This is a genomic window from Aeromonas sp. QDB20 (genome assembly GCF_027707805.1).
Classification (GTDB): Bacteria; Pseudomonadota; Gammaproteobacteria; order Enterobacterales; family Aeromonadaceae; genus Aeromonas; species Aeromonas dhakensis.
Map to the genome: position 1 here is coordinate 39352 of NZ_JAPCJC010000019.1, position 24596 is coordinate 63947.

24 protein-coding genes are annotated in these 24596 nt (G+C 60.1%); 13 read left to right on the forward strand and 11 right to left on the reverse strand.

Going from position 1 to position 24596, the window contains the following annotated elements:
* Positions 1-53 precede the first annotated feature (53 nt).
* Entirely contained in the window at positions 54-806 is a 753-nt protein-coding gene (locus PG897_RS17975) for a hypothetical protein (RefSeq protein WP_201885376.1), read from the forward strand.
* Between the two features lie 376 nt (positions 807-1182).
* Here the strand turns inward: PG897_RS17975 and PG897_RS17980 are convergent, their stop codons facing one another.
* Positions 1183-2127: a LysR substrate-binding domain-containing protein gene (locus PG897_RS17980; protein ID WP_201885375.1), complete on the reverse strand. Its 945-nt coding sequence runs from the start codon at positions 2125-2127 to the stop codon at positions 1183-1185.
* A 71-nt stretch (positions 2128-2198) separates the two neighbouring features.
* Here PG897_RS17980 and PG897_RS17985 point away from each other — a divergent pair, with 71 nt between their 5' ends.
* Entirely contained in the window at positions 2199-2375 is a 177-nt protein-coding gene (locus tag PG897_RS17985; RefSeq protein WP_201882965.1) for a hypothetical protein, read from the forward strand.
* Positions 2376-2795: 420 nt separating this feature from the next.
* On the opposite strand, the gene PG897_RS17990 is transcribed toward PG897_RS17985, so the two are convergent.
* Positions 2796-3194 carry a VOC family protein gene (locus PG897_RS17990; protein WP_201882964.1) on the reverse strand — a complete coding sequence of 133 codons (399 nt, stop codon included), beginning with the start codon at positions 3192-3194 and terminating at the stop codon, positions 2796-2798.
* 75 nt (positions 3195-3269) lie between these two features.
* Here PG897_RS17990 and PG897_RS17995 point away from each other — a divergent pair, with 75 nt between their 5' ends.
* From PG897_RS17995 to PG897_RS18005, 3 genes are all read left to right on the forward strand, one after another.
* Positions 3270-4193 (forward strand): helix-turn-helix transcriptional regulator, encoded by a 924-nt coding sequence (locus PG897_RS17995; protein WP_201885374.1) that lies wholly within the window; start codon positions 3270-3272, stop codon positions 4191-4193.
* 188 nt (positions 4194-4381) lie between these two features.
* The gene (locus PG897_RS18000; protein ID WP_117405796.1) at positions 4382-5383 is read left to right on the forward strand and encodes a sensor domain-containing diguanylate cyclase; all 1002 of its coding nucleotides are present in this window, start codon (positions 4382-4384) and stop codon (positions 5381-5383) included.
* Between the two features lie 140 nt (positions 5384-5523).
* Positions 5524-5943, forward strand: coding sequence for a hypothetical protein (locus tag PG897_RS18005; RefSeq protein WP_005306108.1), 420 nt, complete (start codon positions 5524-5526; stop codon positions 5941-5943).
* 57 nt (positions 5944-6000) lie between these two features.
* On the opposite strand, the gene PG897_RS18010 is transcribed toward PG897_RS18005, so the two are convergent.
* The 3 genes from PG897_RS18010 to PG897_RS18020 all read right to left on the reverse strand — a co-directional run bounded on the left by PG897_RS18010 (position 6001) and on the right by PG897_RS18020 (position 7142).
* Entirely contained in the window at positions 6001-6351 is a 351-nt protein-coding gene (locus PG897_RS18010; protein WP_201885373.1) for a hypothetical protein, read from the reverse strand.
* 220 nt (positions 6352-6571) lie between these two features.
* Positions 6572-6898, reverse strand: coding sequence for a hypothetical protein (locus tag PG897_RS18015; protein ID WP_005306102.1), 327 nt, complete (start codon positions 6896-6898; stop codon positions 6572-6574).
* 70 nt (positions 6899-6968) lie between these two features.
* Positions 6969-7142 (reverse strand): hypothetical protein, encoded by a 174-nt coding sequence (locus PG897_RS18020; protein WP_005306098.1) that lies wholly within the window; start codon positions 7140-7142, stop codon positions 6969-6971.
* Between the two features lie 179 nt (positions 7143-7321).
* On the opposite strand from PG897_RS18020, the gene PG897_RS18025 reads away from it, so the two are divergent.
* From PG897_RS18025 to PG897_RS18035, 3 genes are all read left to right on the forward strand, one after another.
* The gene (locus tag PG897_RS18025; RefSeq protein ID WP_005306095.1) at positions 7322-8044 is read left to right on the forward strand and encodes a response regulator; all 723 of its coding nucleotides are present in this window, start codon (positions 7322-7324) and stop codon (positions 8042-8044) included.
* Between the two features lie 10 nt (positions 8045-8054).
* Positions 8055-9440 carry an ATP-binding protein gene (locus tag PG897_RS18030; protein WP_005306091.1) on the forward strand — a complete coding sequence of 462 codons (1386 nt, stop codon included), beginning with the start codon at positions 8055-8057 and terminating at the stop codon, positions 9438-9440.
* Positions 9441-9542: 102 nt separating this feature from the next.
* Positions 9543-11030, forward strand: coding sequence for a transporter substrate-binding domain-containing diguanylate cyclase (locus PG897_RS18035; protein WP_201885372.1), 1488 nt, complete (start codon positions 9543-9545; stop codon positions 11028-11030).
* A gap of 34 nt (positions 11031-11064) precedes the next feature.
* On the opposite strand, the gene PG897_RS18040 is transcribed toward PG897_RS18035, so the two are convergent.
* The 4 genes from PG897_RS18040 to PG897_RS18055 form a co-directional block, all read right to left on the reverse strand.
* Positions 11065-13011: a ligand-gated channel protein gene (locus PG897_RS18040; RefSeq protein WP_043171869.1), complete on the reverse strand. Its 1947-nt coding sequence runs from the start codon at positions 13009-13011 to the stop codon at positions 11065-11067.
* A gap of 370 nt (positions 13012-13381) precedes the next feature.
* Positions 13382-13591, reverse strand: coding sequence for a transcription antiterminator/RNA stability regulator CspE (cspE, locus tag PG897_RS18045; RefSeq protein ID WP_005306081.1), 210 nt, complete (start codon positions 13589-13591; stop codon positions 13382-13384).
* 488 nt (positions 13592-14079) lie between these two features.
* On the reverse strand, positions 14080-14364 hold the full coding sequence (locus PG897_RS18050) for a DUF3811 domain-containing protein (protein WP_043171872.1): 285 nt from the start codon (positions 14362-14364) through the stop codon (positions 14080-14082).
* Between the two features lie 95 nt (positions 14365-14459).
* On the reverse strand, positions 14460-15338 hold the full coding sequence (locus PG897_RS18055) for a cation diffusion facilitator family transporter (protein ID WP_010635891.1): 879 nt from the start codon (positions 15336-15338) through the stop codon (positions 14460-14462).
* 451 nt (positions 15339-15789) lie between these two features.
* Here PG897_RS18055 and PG897_RS18060 point away from each other — a divergent pair, with 451 nt between their 5' ends.
* Positions 15790-15912: a hypothetical protein gene (locus PG897_RS18060; RefSeq protein WP_005306071.1), complete on the forward strand. Its 123-nt coding sequence runs from the start codon at positions 15790-15792 to the stop codon at positions 15910-15912.
* Positions 15913-15995: 83 nt separating this feature from the next.
* Here PG897_RS18060 and PG897_RS18065 read toward each other — a convergent pair whose 3' ends face one another.
* Positions 15996-16754: a substrate-binding periplasmic protein gene (locus PG897_RS18065; RefSeq protein WP_005306064.1), complete on the reverse strand. Its 759-nt coding sequence runs from the start codon at positions 16752-16754 to the stop codon at positions 15996-15998.
* Between the two features lie 169 nt (positions 16755-16923).
* A complete protein-coding gene (locus PG897_RS18070) occupies positions 16924-17499 on the reverse strand; it encodes a single-stranded DNA-binding protein (protein WP_043172002.1) in 576 nt (191 codons plus the stop codon).
* A gap of 516 nt (positions 17500-18015) precedes the next feature.
* Here PG897_RS18070 and PG897_RS18075 point away from each other — a divergent pair.
* The 4 genes from PG897_RS18075 to PG897_RS18090 all read left to right on the forward strand — a co-directional run bounded on the left by PG897_RS18075 (position 18016) and on the right by PG897_RS18090 (position 24485).
* Entirely contained in the window at positions 18016-18675 is a 660-nt protein-coding gene (locus tag PG897_RS18075; protein ID WP_010635910.1) for a LuxR C-terminal-related transcriptional regulator, read from the forward strand.
* 95 nt (positions 18676-18770) lie between these two features.
* The gene (gene uvrA / locus PG897_RS18080) at positions 18771-21599 is read left to right on the forward strand and encodes an excinuclease ABC subunit UvrA (RefSeq protein ID WP_123245675.1); all 2829 of its coding nucleotides are present in this window, start codon (positions 18771-18773) and stop codon (positions 21597-21599) included.
* 141 nt (positions 21600-21740) lie between these two features.
* The gene (locus PG897_RS18085) at positions 21741-23426 is read left to right on the forward strand and encodes a sensor domain-containing diguanylate cyclase (protein WP_017787884.1); all 1686 of its coding nucleotides are present in this window, start codon (positions 21741-21743) and stop codon (positions 23424-23426) included.
* Between the two features lie 447 nt (positions 23427-23873).
* Positions 23874-24485: an OmpW family outer membrane protein gene (locus tag PG897_RS18090; protein ID WP_005306049.1), complete on the forward strand. Its 612-nt coding sequence runs from the start codon at positions 23874-23876 to the stop codon at positions 24483-24485.
* Positions 24486-24596: the final 111 nt, after the last annotated feature.

Genomic DNA, 24596 nt, shown 5'->3' on the forward strand with positions numbered 1-24596 from the left:
GAAAAGAAATTTGCTGCATATTGTCATGAATCGATTCTGATTAGAGGTGATTGATGAAGGATTTACTTAAGTCATTGAAAGATAATGCAACATCTAGACTAAACAATCCTATTATCGGCGCGTTCGTCTTGTCTTGGATGTTTTTGAATATAAATGGAGTGGCTAGGTTTATATTGGAAAGTAACCAAGGGAAGCTTGACATTATAAAGAACAAAAGCTGGGGGGTTACAGATGATCTGTTAATCCCATTTCTAGTATCTGTCGGATATTTGGTAATACTTCCAGTTTTAAATACGATCTACAGCTTTATACATGATAATTGCATTGATAAAATTAGAGATGAAAATAGCAATAGAGCGCAGAAAGACGCCTTTGTTAGAAGAAAGGAGACCGTGTGTGCAAAAATTGAGTCAACTGATAAATATGTTGTTAAGTTAAAAGAAAAAGAATTAGAGTTATGGGCAGGTCAAAAATTAGAGCTCATTCGTGAAATAATAAATCTTAAGGATAAGTATGCGAAATTGCTTTCTGATTTCGAACTTAAATCGAAAGAGTTTCGCGCTGATAATAATAAGTTAAGTCTTTCTGTTGCACAACTGGAACATACCAATCAACGATTGTCAGCGCAAGATTCAGAACAAAGAGATTATATTGGGAGAGTTGTTGCCAATCTAGACAAGGCATTGAATTCACTGGAAAATAAAATTGTAAGCGATAAAAGATTTGATGAGATAGAAAAAATTAGAAATGAAATATCCGATGTTAGAAATAAATTTTATTTATGGGATGGTGATATTCCATTCTGATTTTTTCATGGCTTGTAGCTTCTCTCGTATGTTGGGATTCGCAGGCTCAGCACCAACCTACCGATTATGTAGGTTGTGGCTGAGCGTAGCGAAGCCCAACGTTTACCGTGTAATCTCTTTTTCCGGTCCCTCATCCCCAACCCTTCTCCTCCTTTTTTAATAAACGGGAGAAGGGAGGTTGGGCATCTTTTTATATCTTTCGCACCACGGGATTATCCGGCATTTGTAGGTTCGATTAGCGAAGCGTAATCGGAAAATCGCGTAACCGGATGGTCGCGTAACCTGATGAGCATCTAATTGGAGGCTCCTTTAGCCGGGATTTCGACAGACCAGATATTCGAGTGTCGAATATCCACACCCCCCAACCGCCTCTGGCTTATGGTTCGGCCTGCATATCCGGCTGGCAGCCGGGGCCCTGGGCGACCTCCTCCTTGAGCCAGTCGGTAAAGCAGCGGATCCGGGTCAGTCTGGGAGAGTCGGGATCCCAGACCAGGTGGTAGTCGTTGTCGGGGTTGTAGCTCTTGGTGAAGAGGCGGGTCAGCAGGCCGCTGGCGATCAGATCCCCCGCCAGCACGTTGCGGCTCAGGGCGACCCCCTTGCCGGAGAGCACCATGTCGATCGCCAGGCTGTTGTTGTTGACCTCGAAGCGCTTGATCCGGCTCAGGTCGAGCCGATAGCCCGACTCCTGCAGCCACTTTTCCCACGAGACTCCGGCGTAGTCGGGCCCGGAGACGATGACGGTATCGTAGAGATCCTCGATACGCTGCAGCCGCTCGGCCAGGGCCGGCGAGCAGACCGGAAAGACGCACTCCCGGATCAGCAGGCAGGAGCTCAGCTCGGGGTTGACCCGGTTGCAGTAGCGGATCGCCAGATCCATGCCACCCCGGCCTATGGGTTGCACCTGGGGATTGGCGTTGAGGCGCACTTCGACCTCGGGGTGGCGTTCGACGAAGCGCCAGAGCCTCGGCATCAGCCAGCGGCTGGCGAAGGAGGGGATGACGGTGACGTTCAGCACCCCTGCCAGCGGTTCACACTCGAGGGCGGCCATGCCCTGCTCGAATGCCGCCATGCCCTGGCTGACCCAGGGGAGCAGGCGTGCACCCCGCTCGGTCAGGCGCATGTTGCGCCCCTCGCGGACAAACAGCTTGACCCCCAGACTCTGCTCCAGTCCCCGGATCTGCTGGCTGACCGCCGCCTGGGTGATGAACAGCTCCTCGGCGGCGCGGGAATAGCTGCCGTGGCGGGCCGCCGCCTCGAAGGTGTGCAGGGCACCGATCTGGGCGATGTATAACTTGCGCTTATGTGTCTGGTTAGCTTTCATCGTTGGCCTTCCTGGCCCGGATTAATAACACTCGACGTCCAATCAAACGGCGAAATCAAGGCGAGGTTATCATGGAAACGGCAGGAAGCAATCTGATCGAAGCGATCATGAAAATATTGACCAGAAGGGCCGACAAGGCCCGCACATTCAAGCAGGAGAATATGCCAGACTGGTTGCGACACGATATGGGGCTACACGATGATGACAATCAAAAGCAGCACCATGCCAGAGACAGGATTAAATATTGAGACGCTGTTTTTGGTACCGCGTGCCAAATTAATATTTATTTTTCTGAATATGATATTGAGTGGCGCTGGTGTCACCCTGTCTGAGATATGTATGGCGCCTCAGGTGATATGATCTGGCGATTGGTAGTCCCGTATATATTTCTTCACGAGACCCGCATCAATCTGTTGCGAAGGTGGTGGCTGAACGAAGCCCAACGTTTACTGTTAAATCTCTTTTGCCTTCCCCTCATCCCCGACCCTTCTCCCGCAAGGGGAGAAGGGAGCAAATACGCTGTCCGATTACGCTTCGCTAATCGAACCTACTTGGTTGGCTATTTTTGCCATCAACCGAATCAACATGGCTGGCGATCATATCTTCGATGCTGCTTTACCCCCCCCTCTCCCGTTGGGAGAGGGCAGGGTGAGGGGAGCATTCAGGGATTAAAGGGTCAACTCCAACCGGTTGCCTTCCGGGTCGAGGAAGGTACTCTCGTAATAGCCGTCGCCGGTCCAGCGGGGGCCGTCCAGGTGTTTCACCTCGGCGCCCTTGAGCAGCTTGAGGCGGGCGGTCATCTTGTCCACCGCCTCCACGCTGCCGAGGGAGAAGGCGAGGTGGGCCAGCCCCTGCAGCGGGTGCGGCAGACTGAGATCCGCCGGAAATAGTATGGGGGTGTGCATCAGCTCCAGGCTGGCGCCCCCCTCGAAGCGCACGAAGTAGGAGCTGAATTGTTTGGCTTGATTGTGGTAGCGCTCATTGGCCTGCCCGCCAAACAGGGTGCAGTAGAATGTTGTGAGCGCCTCCAGATCCTGCGCCCAGATGGCGACGTGATGGATATGCATGGCTGATCTCCTGTGACTTGATGCCCTTAATGCTATGCTGGGGCCTGCCCCTTCGACATGGCTGAGTCCGTCCTGATGATGTCTGAAACTGCCAACACCGAGCTTATCGATGTCTCCCCCGACTGCCGCGAGCAGATCTGCTGTGACAGCCTGCTGCCGGCCCTCGCGCAGGAGCAGGTGTGGCTGGCGGGCTATTCCCGCCTCAAGACCCGCTACCGCATCGCGCGCCGCTTTGCCGATATGCACTGCTTCTTGCTGACCTTGGGGGGCGAGGGGGAGGTGCAGGTGGGCGATCGCATGGCGCGGCTGCAGGTCGGGGAGTGGGCGCTGCTCCCTGCTGGGGAGCCGCTCTGCTACCAGCTTAGTGAGCAGTTGAGAGAGCAGCTTAGTGAACAGCCGAGCGAGCCGTTGAGCCAGCAGCCGAGTGAGTGGGAGCTGGTGTGGCTGCTGCTGCACAAGGACTCCCCCTGGGATGCCTTCGCCAGCCAATCCCGGCTGGGTTGCACCTCTCAGCAGGCCACCCTGCTGCGCACCGTCGAGAACCTCTATGCGGAGCAGGAGCGCCATCAGGACCCGCTGCTCAGCGCCCTGCTGGTGGAGCAGCTCGGCTTCTATCTGCGCCGTCTGTTGCAGAAGGGGGAGGGGCAGCGGCGCGGCGAGCGGCTGGCGCTGCGCCTCGAGCTGCTGCTCAAGGAGGCGCTGGCCGAGCCCTGGGACATAGCGCGCATGGCTGGCGCCCTGCATCTCTCCGAACGTCAACTCTACCGGCTCTGCCAGCAGCACTTCGCGCTGGCACCCATGGCGCTGCTGCAACGGCTGCGCTTGCAGCGGGCGGCGCTGTTGCTGGCCAGCCGGGCCGATTCGGTAAAGCTGCTGGCCGAGCAGTGTGGCTTTCGCAACGAGTACCACTTCTCCACCGCCTTCAAACGCCAGCACGGCCTGGCGCCCAGCCACTATCGCCACCGGCATCATCCCGCCTTTAAAACCGGAAAAGGCTAGTGTATTGAGTCACACTGGTTGCTACTGTTGTTCAGACGAACCTGATTGCGGCCGATAACCGGAGACGGGCCATGAGCCGGCTGGCCGCGACAGAGTTGGGTTTCATGGGAGTCGTCTCCCCATAGTCGTTTTTCTTCAATCAGATTGCATTTCCCGCAGTTGGGGGTGAGAGGGCAAGGATGGTCTCTATGCTGCAAGACAGTGACACGATCAGGATCTCGGACGTCAGCGAAGCCGTGGTGCACGGCATCCTGGCGGTGGTGAGCGACGGCATCTGGGACTGGAACGCCAACACCGGGTTCGTCTATCGCAATCCCGGCTGGTACCGGATGCTGGGCTACGAGCCCCACACCCTCGGCAACACTGTCTTCACCTGGGAGAGTGTGATCCATCCCGACGACATGGAGCAGGTGATGGCCTGCTTCGACGCCTACCTGAGCGGCGCCGCCCCCGACTACCGGGTCGAGTACCGCTGCCGCAGCCGCAGCGGCGACTACATCTGGATCGAGGATTGCGGCCGCATCATAGCCCGCAACCCGGACGGGTCAGTGGCCCGGATGATCGGCGCCCACCGCAACATCCACGCCCAGAAACTGCTGCTGGAGCAGCTGGAGCGGCGCAACCACACCCTGGAGCAGCAGATCGCCTTGCGCACCGCCGAGCTGGTGCGGCTCAACGAGGCGCTGCAGCAGAAGGCGGAGGAGAATCGCCAGCTGGCGGAGACCGACGCCCTGACCGGTGCCGCCAGTCGCTACCGGCTGGAGCGCACCATTCGGCAGGAGTGCGAGCGGGCCAAGCGTTTTCAGCAACCCTTCTCCGTCATCGCCATGGACGTGGACGACTTCAAGCAGATCAACGACAGCCACGGCCACCAGGCGGGGGATCAGACCCTGATCAGCATAGTGGCGCTGGTGCGCAGCCACATTCGCGAAATAGACCTGATTGCCCGCTGGGGCGGGGACGAGTTCATGGTGGTGCTGCCCAATACCGGCCTGGCCGATGGCTGGCGGGTGGCCGACAAGCTGCGGCAGTTGCTGATGGCGACGCCGGTGTGCGAGCACTTCCCCATCACCATGAGCTTCGGGCTGGCCGAGTACCGGCCGGACGAGAGCATGGGTCAGCTGATGGTCAGAATGGATCGGGCCCTCTATCAGGCCAAGCAGACGGGCAAAAACCAGATCTGCCAGTAGCCGGCCGCCCCGCCAGGCCGCCGGCTGCCGAATGGTGCTAATCCTCCCCCCCGAATGCGTCTTGACCGCAGCCTCATCTTGACTCCGTACGGGTACGCTGGTCTGATGCGCGCTCTTTAATCCCCGTGAGACATGAAACGATGAAAAAGAGCATCCTGGTTGCCCTGACTGCACTGCCCCTGATGGCCAACGCCGGCCTGATGGACTCCCTGACCGACACAGTGACCAGCAGCGTAACCAGCACTGCCAAAGAGATGGCCGGCACCGCCATGGACAGCGCCTCCAACGAGGCGATCAAGAAGGCGCTGGACATCAAGGAAGGCGGCTCCAACAAGCAGGCCATCAAAGAGAAGCTGGGCGCACCGGCCAGCACCAAGACCGAAGCCGGTCTGGAAGTGTGGACCTATGATCTGGGCGCCCTGAACAAGGTCTCCCCCATGCTGGCTGAGACCTCCAAGAGCCTGTTCAAGGAGTCCGAAGTGGCCCAGAAAACCGTGCTCATCAAGTTTGAAGGCGAAACCGTCAAGACCCTGAACCTGGCCGACAAGACCAAGGCCTGAGTCTGAACGACGTGCATGAAAAAAGGGGCCCGCGGGCCCCTTTTTGCTGCTTTCGAATTACTGGTGCGCTTCGGCGAACTGCTTCATCGCTTCGGCGTGCTTGGTCATGCCGTCGGCACGCAGATTGAGGTTTTTCACGAACTCGGCCTTCTTGGCCGGATCTTCGAGCTTGTCGTAACGCTGCTGCAGGTTCGCCTGGATTTGCTCCGGGGTCATGTTCTGCATGCGGGCCATCTTGTCGTGGCGGCCGCCATGGTGCTTGCCGCCCATCATGCCGCTGCCGTCCATCGGGCAGTCGGTCATCATGCCGGGCTGGGCAGTGCTGACGGCTTCGCTGGCGGCATAGGCGCCAAGCGGCAGGCCAAGGATCAGGGTGGCGGTCAGCAGAGTCTTGGTCAGTTTTTTCATGGTCTATCTCCTTGCGGATTGAGTTCGGGGTCGGCTTGCTCGCCTTGACCCTGATTACACACCAGACAGGTGTCTGAACTTTGCCAGTTGAAGCCTATTTTGTAGCAGAGTGTGACACCATGACCCTGTACCGGGCATTGACCGGGCCCATGCTGGGCGGGCAATAAAAATACCCCGTCAGCGTTGGTCGCTGGCGGGGTATTTTTCCGGATGGGCGGGCTTAGCGCTGGCGACCGCTACCGACGCTGTAGGGCATCCGATAGCTGCTGCTCTCACCATCCAGGCTGAGGGTCAGGTCACCCTGGGCCCGCATCGGCAGGCGTACCTGCTGCATGCCGTTCAGCCGGGCGGGGACCCGCTTGATCAGATCGCCGGCGGCATTGTGGACCTCCAGGGTCGGATGGGCATCGCCGCTGCTGGCGGTGTCGTGCCAGTTGACGAACAGCAGGCCGGGGGCAACGCTGACGTCGGCCGGCAGGGCGGCCTGGGCCAGCCCGGTGTGGGCCAGTCCGGCCAGCATGAACAGGGCCATGGTCTTGTTGATCATGAGTCGATTCTCCTTGATGAGATGCCGCAGGGGCGGCGGGAAGGTCAGGGTGCGCACCGGAGGGGGCGCATCATGACGAAGGGGGCTCGGTCGCCTGGTCGGCGGGCACGCCGGTATCGTCTGCTGCCGCGTCGACGGCGCCGGCTTGCACCGGGTCGGTCTGGCCGGATGTGCGCCTTGCCTGTCTGGCAAGGGCTTCGCTGGCGGCAAAGGCCAGCAGCAAGGGGGTGGTGAGGGCCAGCATGGCCTGTCTGCTCCTGCAACCGATGGGGTGGTCACAGTAAACAGCCGGTCTGTGTCTCAACTTTGCCGAGCGGCCGCTTTTTTGTAGCAGAGTGTGGCATCTTGCTGATCTGGCACACTTTGACACAAACCGCCCGGCGGATTTTCGTATACTCGTGCCAGCTCTAACAGGAGGTCCCCATGAATCAAAACAGCACCCACATTCTGGTGGTCGACGATCACAGCGAGATCCGCGATCTGCTGAAGCGCTTTCTGGAACAGCACGGCCTGCGGGTCAGCTGTGCCCGCGATGGCAAGGAGATGAAGCGGTTGCTGGAGGAGCGGGAGTTCGATCTGCTGGTGCTGGATCTGATGATGCCGGGGGAGGATGGCCTGACCCTCTGCCGCGAGCTGCGGGCCAAGTCCAGCCTGCCCATCATCATGCTTACCGCCATGGGGGAGGAGACCGATCGCATCATAGGGCTGGAGATGGGGGCCGATGACTACCTCGCCAAGCCGTTCAATCCGCGCGAGCTGCTGGCCCGCATCAAAGCGGTGATGCGCCGCACCCAGGTCGAGCCGCAGCCGGTGGCCGAGGCCTTGACCCGGGATCTGCGCTTCGATCGCTGGCTGCTCGACATCAACCGGCGCGAGCTGGTGGATGAGGAAGGGGTGGGGCTGAGCCTCTCCACCGCCGAATTCGACTTGCTGCGGGTCTTTCTGGAGCGCCCGCAGCGGGTGCTGAGCCGGGATCAGCTGCTGGATCTGGCCCGTGGCCGCGAGGCGGTGGCGTTCGACCGTGCCATCGACACCTTGGTGAGCCGGCTGCGGCGCAAGCTGGAGCGGGATCCCAAGAATCCGGAGCTTATCAAGACCATCTGGGGCGGCGGTTACCTGTTCGCCGCCGATGTGACTCAGGTATAAGGCGGTGGGGATGTTAAGACGCGGCTGGTCGAAGCTGTGGCCCAAGGGGCTGACCGGCCAGATCATCCTGGTGGCGCTGGCCGGGCTGGTGCTGATCCAGCTGCTCAGCATCCAGATCTATCGCACGGATCGGGAGGAGGCGCTCGGCTACGTCAACAGCCGCAACGCCATGCAGCGCATCGTCTCGGTGGTGCGGCTGCTGGCCCTCTCGCCCCCCTCCCTCTATGACGAGATCCTCAAGGCGAGCCGCAGCGAGACCCTGCTGCTGCGCATCGCCGACGAGCCGCTGCAGCCGGACAACCGCAGTCCCCGCTTCGAGCAGCTGGTGCGCTCCCGGTTGGGTTACCCCTCGACCCTGATGGTGGAGATCAGCGCCGAGCTCAAGCAGGATGCCCAGCGCAGCCGGGCCTGGCAGCACCACAACCGGATGATGAAGGACCGCAAGGGGGTGCCGCCACCGCAGGACATGCGGCTGTATGGCTCCATCCAGCTGCCGCGCGGCGGCTGGCTGCAGTTCAGCTCGCTGGTGGACAAGGAGTCGGCCAGCTGGTCCTGGCAGACCACCTTCAACCTGATGCTGGTGGCGAGCCTGGTGATCGGCATGATGATCTGGCTGTTCCGTCGTGCCACCCGGCCGCTCAAGCAGCTGGCCGCCAACGCGGACCGGCTCGGCCGCGGCGAGGACATAGAGCCGCTGCGGGAAGAGGGGCCGACCGAGGTGCGCGAGTCCATCCAGGCCTTCAACCGCATGCACACCCGGCTCGATCGCTTCGTGCAGGACCGTACCCGCATGCTGGCGGCCATCTCCCACGATCTGCGTACCCCCATCACCAGCCTGCGGCTGCGCACCGAATTCCTGGACGAGGGAGAGGACAAGGAGCGGATCCAGCAGACCCTGCAACAGATGGAGCAGATGCTGGCGGCCACCCTCAGCTTCGCCCGGGAGGAGGGGCAGCAGGAGGCGACCCGGGAGCTGGACCTGGTCAGCCTGCTGGAGAGCCTGTGCGACGACTATGCCGACACAGGTCAGCCGGTTACCTGCCTGGCAGAGGGCAAGCAGGTCTACGCCTGCCGCGCCAACACCCTGCGCCGGGTGCTGCAAAACCTCATCGGCAACGCCATCAAGTACGCCGGCAGTGCTGAGGTGTCGCTGGAACGCACCGACAGCGAGCTGGTGATCCGGGTCTGCGATCAGGGGCCCGGCATCGATCCGGCCCGGCTGGAGGATGTGTTCAAGCCGTTCGTGCGTCTCGACGAGGCCCGCAACACCGAATCCGGCAGCGTGGGGCTGGGGCTCTCCATCGCCCGCACCCTGGTGCACCAGCACGGGGGCGAGCTGACCCTGCACAACCGGGAGCAGGGCGGGCTGGAGGCTCGCATCAGCCTGCCGCTGTGAGGGGCGAACGAGTCGATGGAAAGGGCGCCAGCGGGCGCCCTGTTCGTCTTTGGTCTTGCACTGGTCCGGCCGGCATCACGCTCGTTTCATACTCGCTCATGCTTGTTCTCCTATGCTGAAGATGGTGATAATCGATGGCCGCGCAGACGGCCAAACAGCAGGGTCGGTACAGGGATGGCAGGTGAGTCGGGAGTCAGGTGGCGAGTCGGATACGGGTGGTTGCTGCTGCTCTGTGCGCTGGTATTGCCGGCATGGGCGAACACAGCGCCCAAACCGCTCATCGTGGCCAACTCCAAGGCCTGGCAGCCCTTCTCCTATCTCAATGAAGCGGGTCAGCCCGATGGCCTGTTGATCGATCTGTGGCGCGAGTATGGCCGCGTCACCGGTCGCCCCATCCAGTTCAAGCTGGTGGACTGGCAGAGCTCGCTGGATCTGGTTCGCAACGGCCAGGCCGATGTCCATGGTGGCCTGCTCTGGTCGCCGGAGCGCAATATGGTCTACGACTATGGCCAGGCCCTCTCCCACCTCGACGCCCAGCTCTTCTTCGCCAACTCCCTGCGCGGTTCGGACGTGAACTACTACCTGCTGCACGAGAGCGTTGGGGTGGTGGCGGGAGGGTTCGAGGAGTACTACGCCCGCAAGAACTTCCCGCGCACCCGGCTGCGCACCTTCGATGACAACGACGCCATGCTGCGGGCTGCCTTGAACGGCGAACTGGAAGCCTTCATCGCTGACCTGCAGGTGGCCAACTTCTACATCTACACCGCGGCGGATCCCACCCGCTTCATCCCGGTGCGCCACCTCTACAGCGATGACGTCCGCTTTGCCGTCGCCAAGGGCAATCAGGCGCTGCTGCAGGAGCTGGAGCAGGGTTTCGCCCGCATCGGCGAGGCGGATCGGGAGCGGATCATCCGCAAGTGGATGCATATCGAGACCGTCTACCCGGCTCATCTCTGGCCCTGGCTGCTGGCCGTCGGCGGCCTGGTGCTGATGGCCTACATCATCCAGCTGCGGCGGGCGGTGGCGAGCCGTACCGCCGAGCTTATCCAGGCCAACGCCAGGCTGGAGCGCCTCGCCAGCACCGACTCCATGACCGGCATCCTCAATCGGCGCGCCTTCTTGCCGCTGCTGGAGCAACGACTGGCCAGCGGCGAGCCGTGTGCCCTGCTGCTGTTCGATCTCGATCGCTTCAAGGGGATCAACGATCACTTCGGGCACGGGGTCGGCGACGAGGTACTGTCGGCCATGGTGGAGCGCGTGCAGCGGGTGTTGCCCGCCAGCGCCCTGTTCGCCCGCATCGGCGGCGAGGAGTTCTGCATCAGTCTGCTGGTGGTCGACATGGCAACGCTGCAGCAGTGGGCCGAGCGGATCGGGCGGGAGGTCAATGGCCGCAAGCTGTCGACCAGCGCCGGGGAGCTTGGCATCTCCATCAGCACGGGGGCGGTGTGGGTGCCGGCCGAGGTGAGGGCAGAGGGCCGACGAGTGCTGCTGCAGGCGGATCAGCTGATGTATGGCGCCAAGTCGCTGGGGCGCAACACCTGGCAGGCGGCAAGCTATGTGAAAGAGGGGGCAGACGAGGCGGGGCAATAAAGAACCGCCGCCCAGGGTGGGCGGCGGTGAGTCATCAGAAGTTGTAGGTCATGCCCAGGGTGTAGCGGCGACCATCCAGCACTGTGCCGAAGCTGCTGTAGTCCACCGTCTTGTCGAACAGGTTGTAGACGCCTGCGGTGACGTTCAGATGTTCGTTGGCCTTGTAGACCAGACCCGTGTCGAAGAAGGTGTAGGAAGGGGTGCCGTCGGCCATTCTGACCCGGCTCAGGTAGTCCGAGGTCTTGCTGCGGAAGTTGACCCGTGACCAGAGGCTGACGTCATCGGTACTCTTCCAGTCGACCGTGGTGTTGAACATGTGGCGCGGCATCTGGTTAAGCGCCTTGCCCTCGTTCGGACCGCTCTTCTGCTCGGACTGGGTGAAGGTGTAGCTGGAGGCCAGCGACCACTTTTCGTTGATGGCCCAGTTGGCCGTGCCTTCCACCCCGCGCATGTTCGCCTTGTCGACGTTGATGCGGTCGCTGATGAAGTCATAGGTGTGACCGTTCAGGGTGCAGGAGGGGTCATTCTTGCTGGTGCAGCGGCGGATCTCGGAGATCTTGTCCTCGAAGTCGGTATTGAACAGGGTCAGCCCTGTGCTCAGCCCCTCCTGACCATCCCACAGCAGGGCGATCTCCTGGCTCACACTGGTTTCCGGTTTGAGCTGCGGGTTGCCGACCAGCATGCCGTCCTGGGTGCCGCCGCCGGTGGCCTGGCCCCAGTTGGCGGCCGACATGCGCAGATCCGGTGAGCGGTAGCCGGTGGAGACGCCACCCTTCAGGGTCCAGAATTCGGCCGGGTGCCAGACCCCGTACAGACGTGGGCTCCAGTGGGTGCCGTAGTTCTGGTCACGGTCCATCCGCACGCCGCCGGTGAGGGCGAAGCTGTCGGTCAGCGACCACTCGTCTTCCACGAACAGGGCCCAGCTCCAGCGGGTCAGCTGATTGGCACGGTTGGCCACGTTGAGCTGGTTGCCCTCATCCTGCAGATCCTCGTGACGGTATTGACCGCCCACGCTCAGGTAGTGAGCCCCCAGTTCGAACTGGGTATGGGTGTCGGCGATGGTGTTGATGAGCTTCATCTGACGGCCGGGGTTGGTGTTCTCTTCCCGCTGTAGGTAGCTGGTGGAAGAGCCGAAGTCATAACGGCCGTCGTGGGTGATGGCGTAGTTGGTGCGCCCGTAGGTGTTCAGGCTGGGCTTGGCCTTGGCTGCCAGAGAGTCGCCCGGTGTGCGGTTGCGATCCTGCAGACCGCGGCTGGCCTCGAAGTCAAAGCGGTTGTGCTCGTCCGGCGTCAGGCTGAACACCACAGTGCCGCTGCGCATCTCCTGTTCGGCGAACCCGTTCTGGAACTGATCCTCGCCGCGGTGGGAGAGCAGACCGTTCACTCGCACCCCCAGCAGACCATCCACCAGGGCGCCAGCGGTGTAGGCGTTGCTCTGGAAGATGTTGCCGGAGTCCTTGTTCTCCTGGAAGGTGGAGTCGGCCTGCACCGAACCTTGCCAGGCCGTCATGCTGGCGGTCTTGCGGGTGATGATGTTGATGACCCCGCCCATGGCGTCAGAGCCGTAACGGGAGGACATGGGGCCGCGCACCACCTCGATCCGCTCGATGGCCTGCAGTGGCGGCAGCCAGCCCTGCTCGATGCCGGGACCGTCGCTGTTGGGACGGGTGCCGCGACTGTCGACCCGCTTGCCGTCGACCAGCATCAGTGTGTACTTGGAGCTCATGCCGCGAATGCTGATGTCACTGCTGCTGCCGCCGCCGGTGATCACCACCCCCGGCACGTCCTTCAGGGCGTCGGTCACGTCACGGTAGGCGCGTTTCTCCAGTTGCTCGCGCGTCACCACCGAGATGGAGGCGGCGGTGTTCTCGATCTTCTGCTGGAAGCCGGAGGCGGTCACCACCATGACCTCCTGTTCGGCGGCATGGGCGTTGGCGGCGAGGACGGCGAGAATGAGCGTGGTCAGCTTGTTGCGGTGCATTGTTATCATGTTGGCCTGAACTCTTTTTTAGTAAGAAGATGCATTCATCCTTTGGGTGAATCGATGGGGGGTCTCGCCGCATCCCGCGTGAAACCCGGACCAGGCAGGTTCAATCGAATAGTGATCCCGGCGGTCGGCAGGCATTGTAGTGATCACTGATGGCTGTGTAAATGATAATTAATCTCATTAATATTGTGCGGTTATCCTCTCGCCAGCAGAGAAGCGGAGGTATGCAAGGATGGGTGCAGGGCGGGGATGACGGGCAGGGTGAATTTGAGGCAACAAAAAACCCGCCGAAGCGGGTTTTTTCAATTCTTGCAGTGGATCCGTTCAGCCGGCAGAAGCGGGGTGAAGGTATCCCTGACTTGAATTACAGGGCAACTACGTTGGCAGCAGCCGGGCCTTTCTGGCCTTGCTCGATGGTGAACTCAACGCGCTGACCTTCTTCCAGGGTTTTGAAACCGTTGGACTGGATAGCGGAGAAGTGTACGAACACGTCTTTGCTGCCGTCAACCGGGGAGATGAAGCCAAAACCTTTTTCGGAGTTGAAGAATTTTACGGTACCAGTCACTTTGGACATAATAATTACTCTCAAATTTAGTGTTTGAAATGCCATCAGATGGCAAGTTTTGATTTTTCGTCAGCAATACGTAGGGGAAGCACTAAAGAAGGAGAATTATTCGTCAAGCATCATCGAAATAACACTTGCACTAATCACTGCTTTACTAAAATGACTGCCTAACATAATCAGGACTGAACTGCCGAACTATCGCTGTCGATTAGAACACGCACGCTTTGTTAAAGCAAACTTTATCTCTCAGTTGGTACCCTGTGCCGGATGACTGGATTTTCAGGACGATTTTACCTTTTATATCAATAGCATGAATATCCATTTCAGGTGCTTTTCGGGTTGTGGTGAATCCCTTTGTGCGCAGAAAAAATGAGATAAAGGGTCATGCGAGTCGACAGATAATGTCACGTCAAGGGTCAGAACCTTCCCCTTCCATCATGAAAAAGCCAGCCCGTCGACAGGGCGTGGGCTGGCTGCATTCTGTTGAAACGGCATGATCAAGGCTTCTTTCGAAAGCGATTGCTGACGGAGTCAACCCAGCTGAATGTCTCGGGCAGTGCCTGATTGGCGGCCCGTTCCTTGGCCTTGTCCCTTGCGAGCTGTGCCGCCGCTTTCGCGGCCGCCGCCCGGTCGGCGACCACCTTGAGCCGGCCTTCCTCGCGTATGCGATTGCGCTCGGCATTGGTCAATGGGTGGTCCGCGTTGGCCTGTGCTTTTTGCAGCAGCAGGGTGATCCCGGCCTTTTCGGCGTCGGTGAGATCCTTCATTTCCAGCTTTTTCACGGCGTGTACCTGATGACGGGGAGGGAACACCCTACCACGTCACCTGGCTGTTTATTGTGCTGTCGATGGCATTCCCGATGATTTCCCCGGTTGGACTAGGCGTGACCGGTTGGTTCGACATGGATCAGCACGATGGCGTGGGGCAGATGGCGCTGGATCCCCTGCTCTATGCGGTCACAGATAGCGTGGGAGTGCTCGATGCTCATCTCCTTGGGCAGTGTCAGGTGGAAGTCGATATGGCGACGACGCCCCGCCTGACGGCTGCGCAGGTCGTGGAAGCCGCCGTGCTCAGGGCAACACTCCTCGATCACTTGGGTGGTGATGGCCAGCTCCTCCTCGCTCATGCTGTGATCCAGCAGGGGCTGGAAGGCCTGGTTGAGCATGGCGATGGCTTCTCTGAGGATGAAGAGCGCGACCCCGATGGCGACGAGGGGATCCAGCAGATAGAGGTTGTAGCCCAGCGCAGAGGCGATCCAGATGCCGAGCAGACCGGCAGCCACCCCGAGCGAGGTCAGCACATCCGCCTTCAGATGCAGGGCATCGGCGGCCAGCGCCACCGACTCTTCCTCCTTGGCGACCCGGTAGAGATAGGCGGAGACGCCGCTGTTGACCAGCGCCGACAACAGCATGACCAGCACGCCGAGTCCGACGCCTTCGATGGGAGTGGGGGTGATCAGCTTGCCGACGGCCTCGAAGATGATCCAGCCGGCGGCCAGCAGGATCAGCAGCGCTTCGATCACGCCGGAGACATTCTCTATCTTGTCGTGGCCATAGGGGTGGCGCGGGTCGGGTGGAATATCCGACTTGCGCACGGCCACCAGCGCGATCAGGGCGGCCACCAGATCCATGGCCGAGTGGATGGCTTCGGAGATGATGCTGACGGAACCGCTCAGTATGCCGGCAATTATCTTCATGACAATCAGGCTGATATTGGAGCAAACCGAGACCAAGGCGGCTCTGGTTTTTCTGGTCATGGGATATCCCTATTCTCGATGAAATAGTTTGAAAATAAGGCCTGATAATATCAGCTTGCGTTAATAATGACTTCTTGAGGTTGTAACTTTTTGTTTCCGGCGATAGTGAGAATGCTTATCCAAATTAACACTGCTCGTTTAAATAATAGTTATTTTGGTTTTTGGTGATTTATTTCAGGTGGTCACCAAATAATATTGATAATCGCTACTTTATAAGGCTTCCAGTGTTTTTACGGCCGTTCCTTCCCCGCCCAGGAGTGCCTGACGGGGGTCATCGGCCCCGGTTTGGCGCGGCGTGACGGATGAGGGTGGATTCTTGCGCAAGATTGGGGGTATGCTGGATTGAGTGCGATCCTGGGATCGTCACTGAAAGCGTACTGTAGTCTACGATTCGGATGGCATGCTGGAACTTGGGTTCCAACTGTCTGGGTAACATTTTTGGAGTTTGATGATGAGTAACAAAGAACATCACAACGGCAAAGATGCCAAGAAAAAACCGCAGATGTCACTGAAAGAGAAGCGCGAAGCCAAACGTCAGAAAGCAGAACTGAAAAACGGCAGCGCGATGAAGTAACGCTCCCCATGCTGTAGTTCCTTTGGAGCCAGTAACAAAAAGCCAGCCTGTTTCGGGCTGGCTTTTATGTTTTTGGCGTGGGCTCAGGGGGTGGCGCCGTAGCTGGCAAATATCCGTTCGTAGCGGCCATCGGCCCGCATCTTGCCGAGCTGGCGATCGAACCAGCGTTGCTGCACGGCCTGGCGAAAGGCGAAATGGTAGTGGGTGGGGGCGAACAGATCATATTGTCTGACCCGGCTGGGGGCATAGAGCTCGGCGCCATACTTGCTGGTGGCCAGTTGCGCCAGATAGTAATAGAACACCCGTTGCTCCAGGATCACCGCATCCACCCGCCCCAGCATCAGTCTGTGCACCTGTCCCTGCTGCTTGGCGACCTCCTCGTAACGGGGATTCTGGTCGGCCATGCTGGCGAAGGCTCCCCCCAATACCTGGCGTGCCCGCTGAAAGGCGCTGACCCTCAGCTCTTTCATGTCGTCCAGCGTGGCGATGTGGGTCTTGCTCAGGGTGAACACCCGGTTGTGAAAGGCGATGACAGGTTGCGACAGGAAGACGTTGTCCAGCATCCCGGGTTTGACGTTGATGATGGCATCGAGCCTGCCGGACTCCAGCATGCGAAAGGTGCGCTCCAGCGGCAGATATTCGAAGCTGGGCTCGTAGCCGCTGCCACGAAAGGCTTCCCGCAGCAGATCGAGCTCGATGCCGCGTCCCTCTTCCTCAATCACATAGGGGGGAATGGCGAAACTGACCCCCACCCGCAGTGGCTCGCCGGCCAGCAAGAGGGGAGAGTGAAACAGCACGGCAAGGCTTGCCGCGAGCAGCAGGATACGAGACAAAAAACCCATGCGTTCTCTCTGACAAACGAATTGCCCTGATGATAAACCCTGGGCGGGCGACAGGGGGAGCAGGGTCGGCGACTCTGGTCGGGGGAGCCGGCTTGCGTGCCGCGCCTGCGTCAATAACGGGTAAAAAAAGGCCCTGCGTGAACAGGGCCCTCTGAACTGTGAGCTTCCCTTAAAAAGGGATGTCGTCGTCGAAATCCATCGGCGGCTCGTTGTATACCGGCGGAGCGGATTGCGGCTGCTGGGCCGGACGGCCATAACCACCTTGCTGTTGCTGCATGTTCTGCTGCGGAGCCGGGCGGGACTGGTTCATCGGCTGCTGGGACTGCATGCCCTGTTGCGGCTGACCCCAGTTGCCCTGGGACTGACCGCCCATGCCCTGACCGGCGCCTTGCGGACGGCCACCCAGCATCTGCATCACGCCGCTGAAACCATCGACCAGTACTTCGGTGGTGTAACGCTCCTGGCCGCTCTGATCCTGCCACTTGCGGGTCTGCAGCTTGCCTTCCACATAGACCTGGGAACCCTTCTTCAGGTACTCGCCTGCCACTTCGGCCAGCTTGCCCATGAAGACCACTCGGTGCCACTCGGTACGCTCTTTCTGCTCACCGGTCTGCTTGTCGCGCCAGGTGTCGGAGGTGGCCAGGGTGATGTTGGTCACGGCACCGCCGCTCGGCATGTAGCGCACTTCCGGGTCTTGCCCCAGGTTACCGATCAGAATGACTTTGTTGATGCCTCGACTGGCCATAATCTCTCTTCCACCCTTTGTATTCCGGCCAGGCCATATGCCCGGACCAATTCAACATTTCGTTTGTTTTCTGCGAGATACGCAAGAACGCCGCAGGCGCTTGCGACTCATGTGATGACTGAACCCGGGTTGGCTAGCCTGTCGACTGCCATGCCGTTTCCAGATTTTGCCCGCAATAGTAACAGTTTTTGGGGAGAAAGACGTCTTCTTCATCGCCAGCTTCTCCGGACCGAGGGGTTAACTTACACGAGGCGGGCCTTGGCCAGCAAGTGAGCCGCAGAGGGGGACGCCTAGCATCGAAACCCGGTCGCGAAAAGTGAATTAGATGACGCTGCGACAGCCCCTGTCTGCCAGGATGCCAGCATTCCACCCAAATGGGGGGGGGCTGCTAGTTATTTGTATTGCTTGGAAAATTGGTGAGTTTCAAAGGAGGCGCATCGCCGTCTAATACTTTTTTAATGCTGCACCCCACGGGGGGCTTGGTACTCTCTGCTGCCGAAAAAAACCATGGCCGCAATGTTCAAGGACCAGCCTTTCATGAGCACCCCATATCCCATCGTACTGGTAACCGAAAACAATGTGCAGGCAACCAGTTTCCAGAGCTATCTGGCCGAGCAGCTGGCACTGCCCATTGTGCTGGTAAGCACCCTGGAGGAGCTGCCGCAACCGGACGAGCTCGAGCCTCGTCCGCTGTTTCTGGTCGATCTGGACTACCTCAAGTCGAGCCAGCAGGCAGGATGGCCGCGGGAGATCTCCAGCCGCTTCGGGGAGGCCAATACGGTGCTGCTCAATGCCCCGACCAGCACCGATCGGGAATTGCTGCTGATGTGGCCCCATACCAGCGGACTCTTCTTCTGTCAGGATCCGCTGGATCGGCTGGTGCTCGGCATTCGCAAGGTGCTGGAGGGGGAGTACTGGATCCCGCGCCACCTGCTGTGCGATCTGGTCAACTACTACCGCAAGGGTGGGGAACATCACCTGCGCAACCAGACGCTGCTGACCGTGCGCGAGCAGGAGATCATCCGCTATCTGATGACGGGCGCCTCCAATACCGAGATCGCCGACAGCCTGTTCGTGAGCGAGCACACCATCAAGTCCCACCTCTATAACGTCTTCAAGAAATTGAACGTGAAGAACCGCTTGCAGGCGGTGAGCTGGGCCAAGGAATATCTCTGAAATCGATGGGGATGATGGATAAAACCTGTCTATTCATCCAGTAGTCTCTATGCCATACTGACTCGCTCAGGTTTCCGTATCGAGCGTGCAACAAGATGGAAAAGATCGTGGTCCGGGGTGCTCGCACCCACAACCTCAAGAACATCAATCTGACCCTGCCCCGCGACAAGCTGATCGTGGTCACCGGCCTCTCCGGTTCGGGCAAATCCTCTCTGGCGTTCGATACCCTCTATGCCGAGGGGCAGCGCCGCTATGTGGAGTCGCTCTCCGCCTATGCCCGCCAGTTCCTCTCCCTGATGGAGAAGCCGGACGTCGACCATATCGAGGGGCTTTCGCCCGCCATCTCCATCGAGCAGAAGTCCACCTCCCACAACCCGCGCTCGACCGTCGGCACCATCACCGAAATCTACGACTACCTGCGTCTGCTGTTTGCCCGGGTCGGTGAGCCGCGCTGCCCGACCCACGCCATTCCGCTCGCCGCCCAGACCATCAGTCAGATGGTGGATCAGGTGCTGGCCCAGCCGGAGGGGAGCAAGCTGATGCTGCTGGCCCCAGTGGTGCGCGATCGCAAGGGTGAGCACACCAAGCTGCTGGAGAACCTGGCGGCCCAGGGCTACATCCGTGCCCGCATCGATGGCGAGGTGTGCGACCTGTCTGACCCTCCCGCGCTGGAGCTGCACAAGAAGCACACCATCGAGGTGGTGGTGGATCGCTTCAAGGTGCGCGATGACCTGGCCCTGCGTCTGGCCGAGTCGTTCGAGACGGCGCTGACCCTCTCCGGCGGCATCGTGCTGGTGGTACCGATGGACGGCGAGGAGGGGGTCGCTCCCATGACCTTCTCCGCCAACTTCGCCTGCCCGGAGTGCGGCTACTCCATGTCGGAGCTGGAGCCGCGCATCTTCTCCTTCAACAACCCGGCCGGAGCCTGCCCCACCTGTGACGGCCTCGGGGTGCAGCAATATTTCGATCCCGCCAAGGTGATCGGCGATCCGGCCATCAGCCTGGCCAACGGCGCCATCCGTGGCTGGGACAAGCGCAGCTTCTACTACTTCCAGATGCTCAAATCCCTCTCCGAGCACTACAAGTTCGATCTGGATACGCCCTGGGAGGATCTGCCGGTCAAGACCCAGGAGGTGATCCTGCGCGGCTCCGGTCGTACCGAGATCGAGTTTCGCTACATGAACGATCGCGGCGATGTGGTAGTGCGCAAGCACTCGTTCGAGGGGATCCTGCACAACATGGAGCGCCGCTACCGGGAGACCGAATCCAACTCGGTGCGTGAAGAGCTGGCCAAATACATCGCCAACAAATCCTGCACCAGCTGCGGTGGCAGTCGGCTGCGGGAAGAGGCTCGCCACGTCTTCGTCGACAACCGCAATCTGCCGGCCATCGCCGAGCAGTCCATCGGCGATGCGCTGGCCTTCTTCGAAGGGTTGAATCTGACCGGCCAGCGTGCCCAGATTGCCGAGAAGATCCTCAAAGAGATCGTCGAGCGGCTCGGCTTCCTGGTGAATGTGGGTCTCAACTACCTGAGCCTGTCCCGCAGTGCCGAGACTCTCTCCGGCGGCGAGGCGCAGCGGATCCGGCTGGCCAGCCAGATCGGGGCCGGTCTGGTGGGGGTGATGTACGTACTGGACGAGCCCTCCATCGGCCTGCACCAGCGGGACAACGAGCGGCTGCTCAAGACTCTGACCCACCTGCGTGATCTCGGCAACACAGTGATCGTGGTGGAACACGACGAGGACGCCATCCGCCTCGCCGACCATGTGCTCGACATCGGCCCGGGGGCCGGGGTGCACGGCGGGGCCATCGTCGCCCAGGGTACGCCGGAAGAGATCATCGCGAATCCCGAGTCGCTGACCGGTGACTACCTCTCCGGCCGCAAGCAGATCGCCATCCCGGCCGAGCGCACCCCGCTCACCGGCAAGTGGCTGAAATTGAAGGGGGCGAGCGGCAACAACCTGCGCAACGTCAACCTGGACCTGCCCATCGGGGTGATGACCTGCGTCACCGGCGTCTCCGGCTCCGGCAAGTCGACCCTGATCAATGACACCCTGTTCCGTATCGCTCACCGCGAGCTGAACAAGGCGACCGAGTCCACCCCGGCTCCCTATCGCAGCGTGGAGGGGCTGGAGCACCTGGACAAGGTGGTGGACATCGATCAGAGCCCCATCGGCCGTACCCCGCGCTCCAACCCGGCCACCTACACCGGCCTGTTCACCCCGATCCGCGAGCTGCTCTCCGGCACCCAGGAGGCGCGCTCGCGCGGCTACCAGCCGGGCCGCTTCTCTTTCAACGTGAAAGGGGGTCGCTGCGAGGCGTGTCAGGGGGACGGGGTCATCAAGGTGGAGATGCACTTCCTGCCGGACGTCTACGTGCCGTGCGACGTCTGCAAGGGCAAGCGCTACAACCGCGAGACCCTGGAGGTGAAGTACAAGGGCAAGAACATCCACGAGATCCTCGAGATGACGGTGGAAGATGCCCGCGAGTTCTTCGATCCTGTGCCGGCAGTGGCGCGCAAGCTGCAGACCCTGATGGACGTGGGCCTCTCCTATATCCGCCTCGGCCAGTCGGCCACTACCCTGTCGGGGGGCGAGGCGCAGCGGGTCAAGCTGGCGCGCGAGCTCTCCAAGCGGGATACCGGCCAGACCCTCTACATCCTGGACGAGCCCACCACAGGGCTGCACTTCCACGACATCCAGCAGCTGCTCAAGGTACTGCACCAGCTGCGGGATCGCGGCAACACCATCGTCATCATCGAGCACAACCTGGACGTCATCAAAACCGCCGACTGGATCGTCGATCTGGGGCCTGAGGGGGGCGCCGGTGGCGGCCGCATCCTGGTAACGGGGACGCCGGAACAGATCAGTCGTTGCGAGGATTCTCATACGGCCCGCTTCCTGGCACCTCTGCTGGCCAGATAAAGCGTTCAATAATTGTGACAAGGGGCCCTGGGCCCCTTGTTTTTATTGTGGTAATTCAGTGACCTCTCGGCGGGCCTATCCTCCATACTTGGGGCAAGACCCTTCCCGCTTCGCATTGCCATTCAAAGGATATTGGCGCCCATGGCTCAACCGTCCCGCTCCATCGACCATCTGCTGGCCTACTCCATGTTTCCGGTTTGGGCCGGAGCCATCCTGATGCTGCTCATCGTGATCGCACTGGCCCAGGTGCCGGCGGCGCAGCGGGTCGAGGAGCGGCGGATGGAGGAGCACCTGCAGCGGGTGATCAGGGCGGTGCAGAACGACATCGGCGCCATGAATGCCTTTACCCGGGACTGGGGGATCTGGGATCAGAGCTACCATTTTCTGGCCCACCCCAACCAGGCCTACATCAACTCCAATCTGCTGGTCGACACCCCGATGCGGGACTTTGAACTCAACGTGTTGAGTTACATGGATTTGCAGGGTTCGGAGATCTGGACCCGTACCCTGTTGCCAGACGCGCCGGACACGGATACCACCCTGTTGCCCTCCTTTCTGGACGATCTCAAGCTGCAGCTGCTGCGCGAGTCACGGCAGGCGGGCATCAGCAACCTGAGTGGCGTCAGGCGCTCCCAGTGGGGACCGCTCATCTTTTCGCTGCAGCCGGTGACCGATACCCTAGGCAGCGTCAAACCCAACGGCTATCTGCTGGCGACTCGCTGGCTGGACAAGCGCTATCTGCAGGATCTGGGGGAACGGACCGCGCTCACGCTGACCATAGCCCAGCCAAGAACGCGCGAGCATCTGGGCTCCTTCAAGCCACTTGGGCCGCATATGAGCTACCGGCTGGTCGATCTCGGGTTGCAGCAGGTCAGAGGGGAGGGGTTGCTGCTCGACAACGACGGCGAGCCTGTATTGACCCTGATCGTGGACGAGGAGCGGGACGTGTTGCTGGGGGCGATGGAGGGGGCGATCTGGACCTTCATCGGCATGCTGCTGATAAGCTTCGCCTGCATTCTGATGGCACTGGCCCGGCTGCGGGCCATCGTGCTGGGACCGATCGGCGAGCTGGTGGGGGCGCTGCACCAGTTTACCGAGAAGCAGGACGCGAGCGTGCTGCCCATCATCGACAGCAGCCAGGAGATGGCGCTGCTCAGCCGCAAATTCCGCGAGATGGCGGCCAGGATCAGCCTGCACCACAGTGCCCTGCAGGCCCACTCCTCCCGCATGGAGGTCGCCGCCTATACGGATCCACTGACTCATGCCTTCAACCGCCGTTATCTCGATGAGTGGTTGCTGAACCGCCAGGATCCGGCGGCAGGCTGGGTGCTGGTGATCCTGGATCTGGATCACTTCAAACGGGTCAACGATCGCTTCGGCCACGACATCGGCGATCTGCTGTTATGTCAGCTGGCCGAGCTGCTGCGAGGGGCGCTGGATGAGGAGGAGCCGCTGATCCGGCTGGGTGGCGAGGAGTTCATGCTGTTGCTGGCCAGAGAGGAGCCAGGGCAAGTGGCGGAACGGATCGAGCGCCTGCGCCGCAAGATCGCCGACTGCCGTTTCGGGCGGGAGGAGCTGCCGCTGCGCATGACCGTCTCGTTGGGATTCTGCGATTATCCTCTGCATGCGGAGCTGGAGGACTCTTTCTGGAGTCTGAGTTTCAAGCTGGCGGACATGGCCCTGTACCGGGCGAAACAGGAGGGCCGGGATCGCTGGCGTGGATACAGCGGCGAGCTGGGGCGGGCACAGTGGAGGTTGAGCCCGGAGCAGCTGGCGGAAGGGGAGTGGCTGTTGTGCCAGGCCTCCCACGCCAACCAGCCGGTCTAATGGGTCAGGATCAGCAGGGCCATGCCGAGCACGAAACCCAGCAAAATAAACAGAAAAGAGCCAATGCCCCAGATGGCTGCCAATATGGCTACTATTTTGTCCCTTCTGGTTTGTGGTTTCATAAAGAATTACTTACAGCCCGGCTACATGGCCCGCAAAAATACTCTTGTTGGACGAGTGAAACAACCGTTTTCAGTCGTTTTTATCCGCAATAAGATATATTGAAATTATTTCTTATTGTGGTTGGTAAGGCGGCAAACCTATCCAGTTAATTGTTTTTATTTGATATTTTTGGTGTTTTTCTCGATGCTCAGCATGGCTGGAAGCTGCTGTACACATCTATCTATTTCTTGGTAACGTTTGAGCTAAATCAATAACTCGGCATTCACATCCCTTTATAGTTTTCGGGCTTGCAACATATAAAACGAAAACTAAAAGGAATACGTGATGAAAAAGATCCTTCCTCTGATGATCGCAGCAGCGCTTGCGTCCCCCGTCGCCATGGCTCACCAGGCCGGCGATTTTCTGGTGCGTGGCGGCCTGGCTTTCGTTTCTCCGCAAACGAGCAGTGACAACGTGCTGGGTACCGGCGAGCTGGAAATCGACAGCAATATGCAGCTGGGTCTGACGCTCTCCTATCTGATCACCGACAACTGGGGTGTCGAGCTGCTGGCGGCCACGCCCTTCTCCCACTCCGTCTCCACCGCCGGTCTGGGCGAAGTGGCCAAGGTCAAGCACCTGCCGCCGACCCTGATGGCGCAGTACTACTTCGGTGATGCCAACAGCAAGGTTCGCCCCTATATCGGTGCCGGTATCAACTACACCACCTTCTTCGACGAGCAGGGCCGCGGTGCGCTGGATGGTACCGACGTGAGCGTTGACTCCTCCTGGGGCATGGCCGGTCAGGTCGGTCTGGACATGGCGATCAATGATCGCTGGTTCGTCAACGCTTCCGCCTGGATCATCGATATCGATACCGATGTGCACACCGCCGTCGGGACCATCAATACCTCCATCGATCCCATGGCCTTCATGTTTGGTGTCGGCTATCGCTTCTGATAGGACACAGGGTTGGCCTCCCCACGGGCCATTACAGCTAGCATGTCTCTTTGGCCCGGCACAGTCCGGGCCCTTTTACGTTCAGGCCACTCCCCGCCAACTGTGATCCAA

What these genes read in the sequence shown, in the direction of transcription:
- PG897_RS17975 (WP_201885376.1), top strand. Translation starts at nt 54, where the DNA reads ATGAAGGATTTACTTAAGTCATTGAAAGATAATGCAACATCTAGACTA.
- PG897_RS17980 (WP_201885375.1), bottom strand. Translation starts at nt 2,127, where the DNA reads ATGAAAGCTAACCAGACACATAAGCGCAAGTTATACATCGCCCAGATC.
- PG897_RS17985 (WP_201882965.1), top strand. Translation starts at nt 2,199, where the DNA reads ATGGAAACGGCAGGAAGCAATCTGATCGAAGCGATCATGAAAATATTG.
- PG897_RS17990 (WP_201882964.1), bottom strand. Translation starts at nt 3,194, where the DNA reads ATGCATATCCATCACGTCGCCATCTGGGCGCAGGATCTGGAGGCGCTC.
- PG897_RS17995 (WP_201885374.1), top strand. Translation starts at nt 3,270, where the DNA reads ATGATGTCTGAAACTGCCAACACCGAGCTTATCGATGTCTCCCCCGAC.
- PG897_RS18000 (WP_117405796.1), top strand. Translation starts at nt 4,382, where the DNA reads ATGCTGCAAGACAGTGACACGATCAGGATCTCGGACGTCAGCGAAGCC.
- PG897_RS18005 (WP_005306108.1), top strand. Translation starts at nt 5,524, where the DNA reads ATGAAAAAGAGCATCCTGGTTGCCCTGACTGCACTGCCCCTGATGGCC.
- PG897_RS18010 (WP_201885373.1), bottom strand. Translation starts at nt 6,351, where the DNA reads ATGAAAAAACTGACCAAGACTCTGCTGACCGCCACCCTGATCCTTGGC.
- PG897_RS18015 (WP_005306102.1), bottom strand. Translation starts at nt 6,898, where the DNA reads ATGATCAACAAGACCATGGCCCTGTTCATGCTGGCCGGACTGGCCCAC.
- PG897_RS18020 (WP_005306098.1), bottom strand. Translation starts at nt 7,142, where the DNA reads ATGCTGGCCCTCACCACCCCCTTGCTGCTGGCCTTTGCCGCCAGCGAA.
- PG897_RS18025 (WP_005306095.1), top strand. Translation starts at nt 7,322, where the DNA reads ATGAATCAAAACAGCACCCACATTCTGGTGGTCGACGATCACAGCGAG.
- PG897_RS18030 (WP_005306091.1), top strand. Translation starts at nt 8,055, where the DNA reads ATGTTAAGACGCGGCTGGTCGAAGCTGTGGCCCAAGGGGCTGACCGGC.
- PG897_RS18040 (WP_043171869.1), bottom strand. Translation starts at nt 13,011, where the DNA reads ATGCACCGCAACAAGCTGACCACGCTCATTCTCGCCGTCCTCGCCGCC.
- cspE (WP_005306081.1), bottom strand. Translation starts at nt 13,591, where the DNA reads ATGTCCAAAGTGACTGGTACCGTAAAATTCTTCAACTCCGAAAAAGGT.
- PG897_RS18055 (WP_010635891.1), bottom strand. Translation starts at nt 15,338, where the DNA reads ATGACCAGAAAAACCAGAGCCGCCTTGGTCTCGGTTTGCTCCAATATC.
- PG897_RS18060 (WP_005306071.1), top strand. Translation starts at nt 15,790, where the DNA reads ATGAGTAACAAAGAACATCACAACGGCAAAGATGCCAAGAAAAAACCG.
- PG897_RS18065 (WP_005306064.1), bottom strand. Translation starts at nt 16,754, where the DNA reads ATGGGTTTTTTGTCTCGTATCCTGCTGCTCGCGGCAAGCCTTGCCGTG.
- PG897_RS18070 (WP_043172002.1), bottom strand. Translation starts at nt 17,499, where the DNA reads ATGGCCAGTCGAGGCATCAACAAAGTCATTCTGATCGGTAACCTGGGG.
- PG897_RS18075 (WP_010635910.1), top strand. Translation starts at nt 18,016, where the DNA reads ATGTTCAAGGACCAGCCTTTCATGAGCACCCCATATCCCATCGTACTG.
- uvrA (WP_123245675.1), top strand. Translation starts at nt 18,771, where the DNA reads ATGGAAAAGATCGTGGTCCGGGGTGCTCGCACCCACAACCTCAAGAAC.
- PG897_RS18085 (WP_017787884.1), top strand. Translation starts at nt 21,741, where the DNA reads ATGGCTCAACCGTCCCGCTCCATCGACCATCTGCTGGCCTACTCCATG.
- PG897_RS18090 (WP_005306049.1), top strand. Translation starts at nt 23,874, where the DNA reads ATGAAAAAGATCCTTCCTCTGATGATCGCAGCAGCGCTTGCGTCCCCC.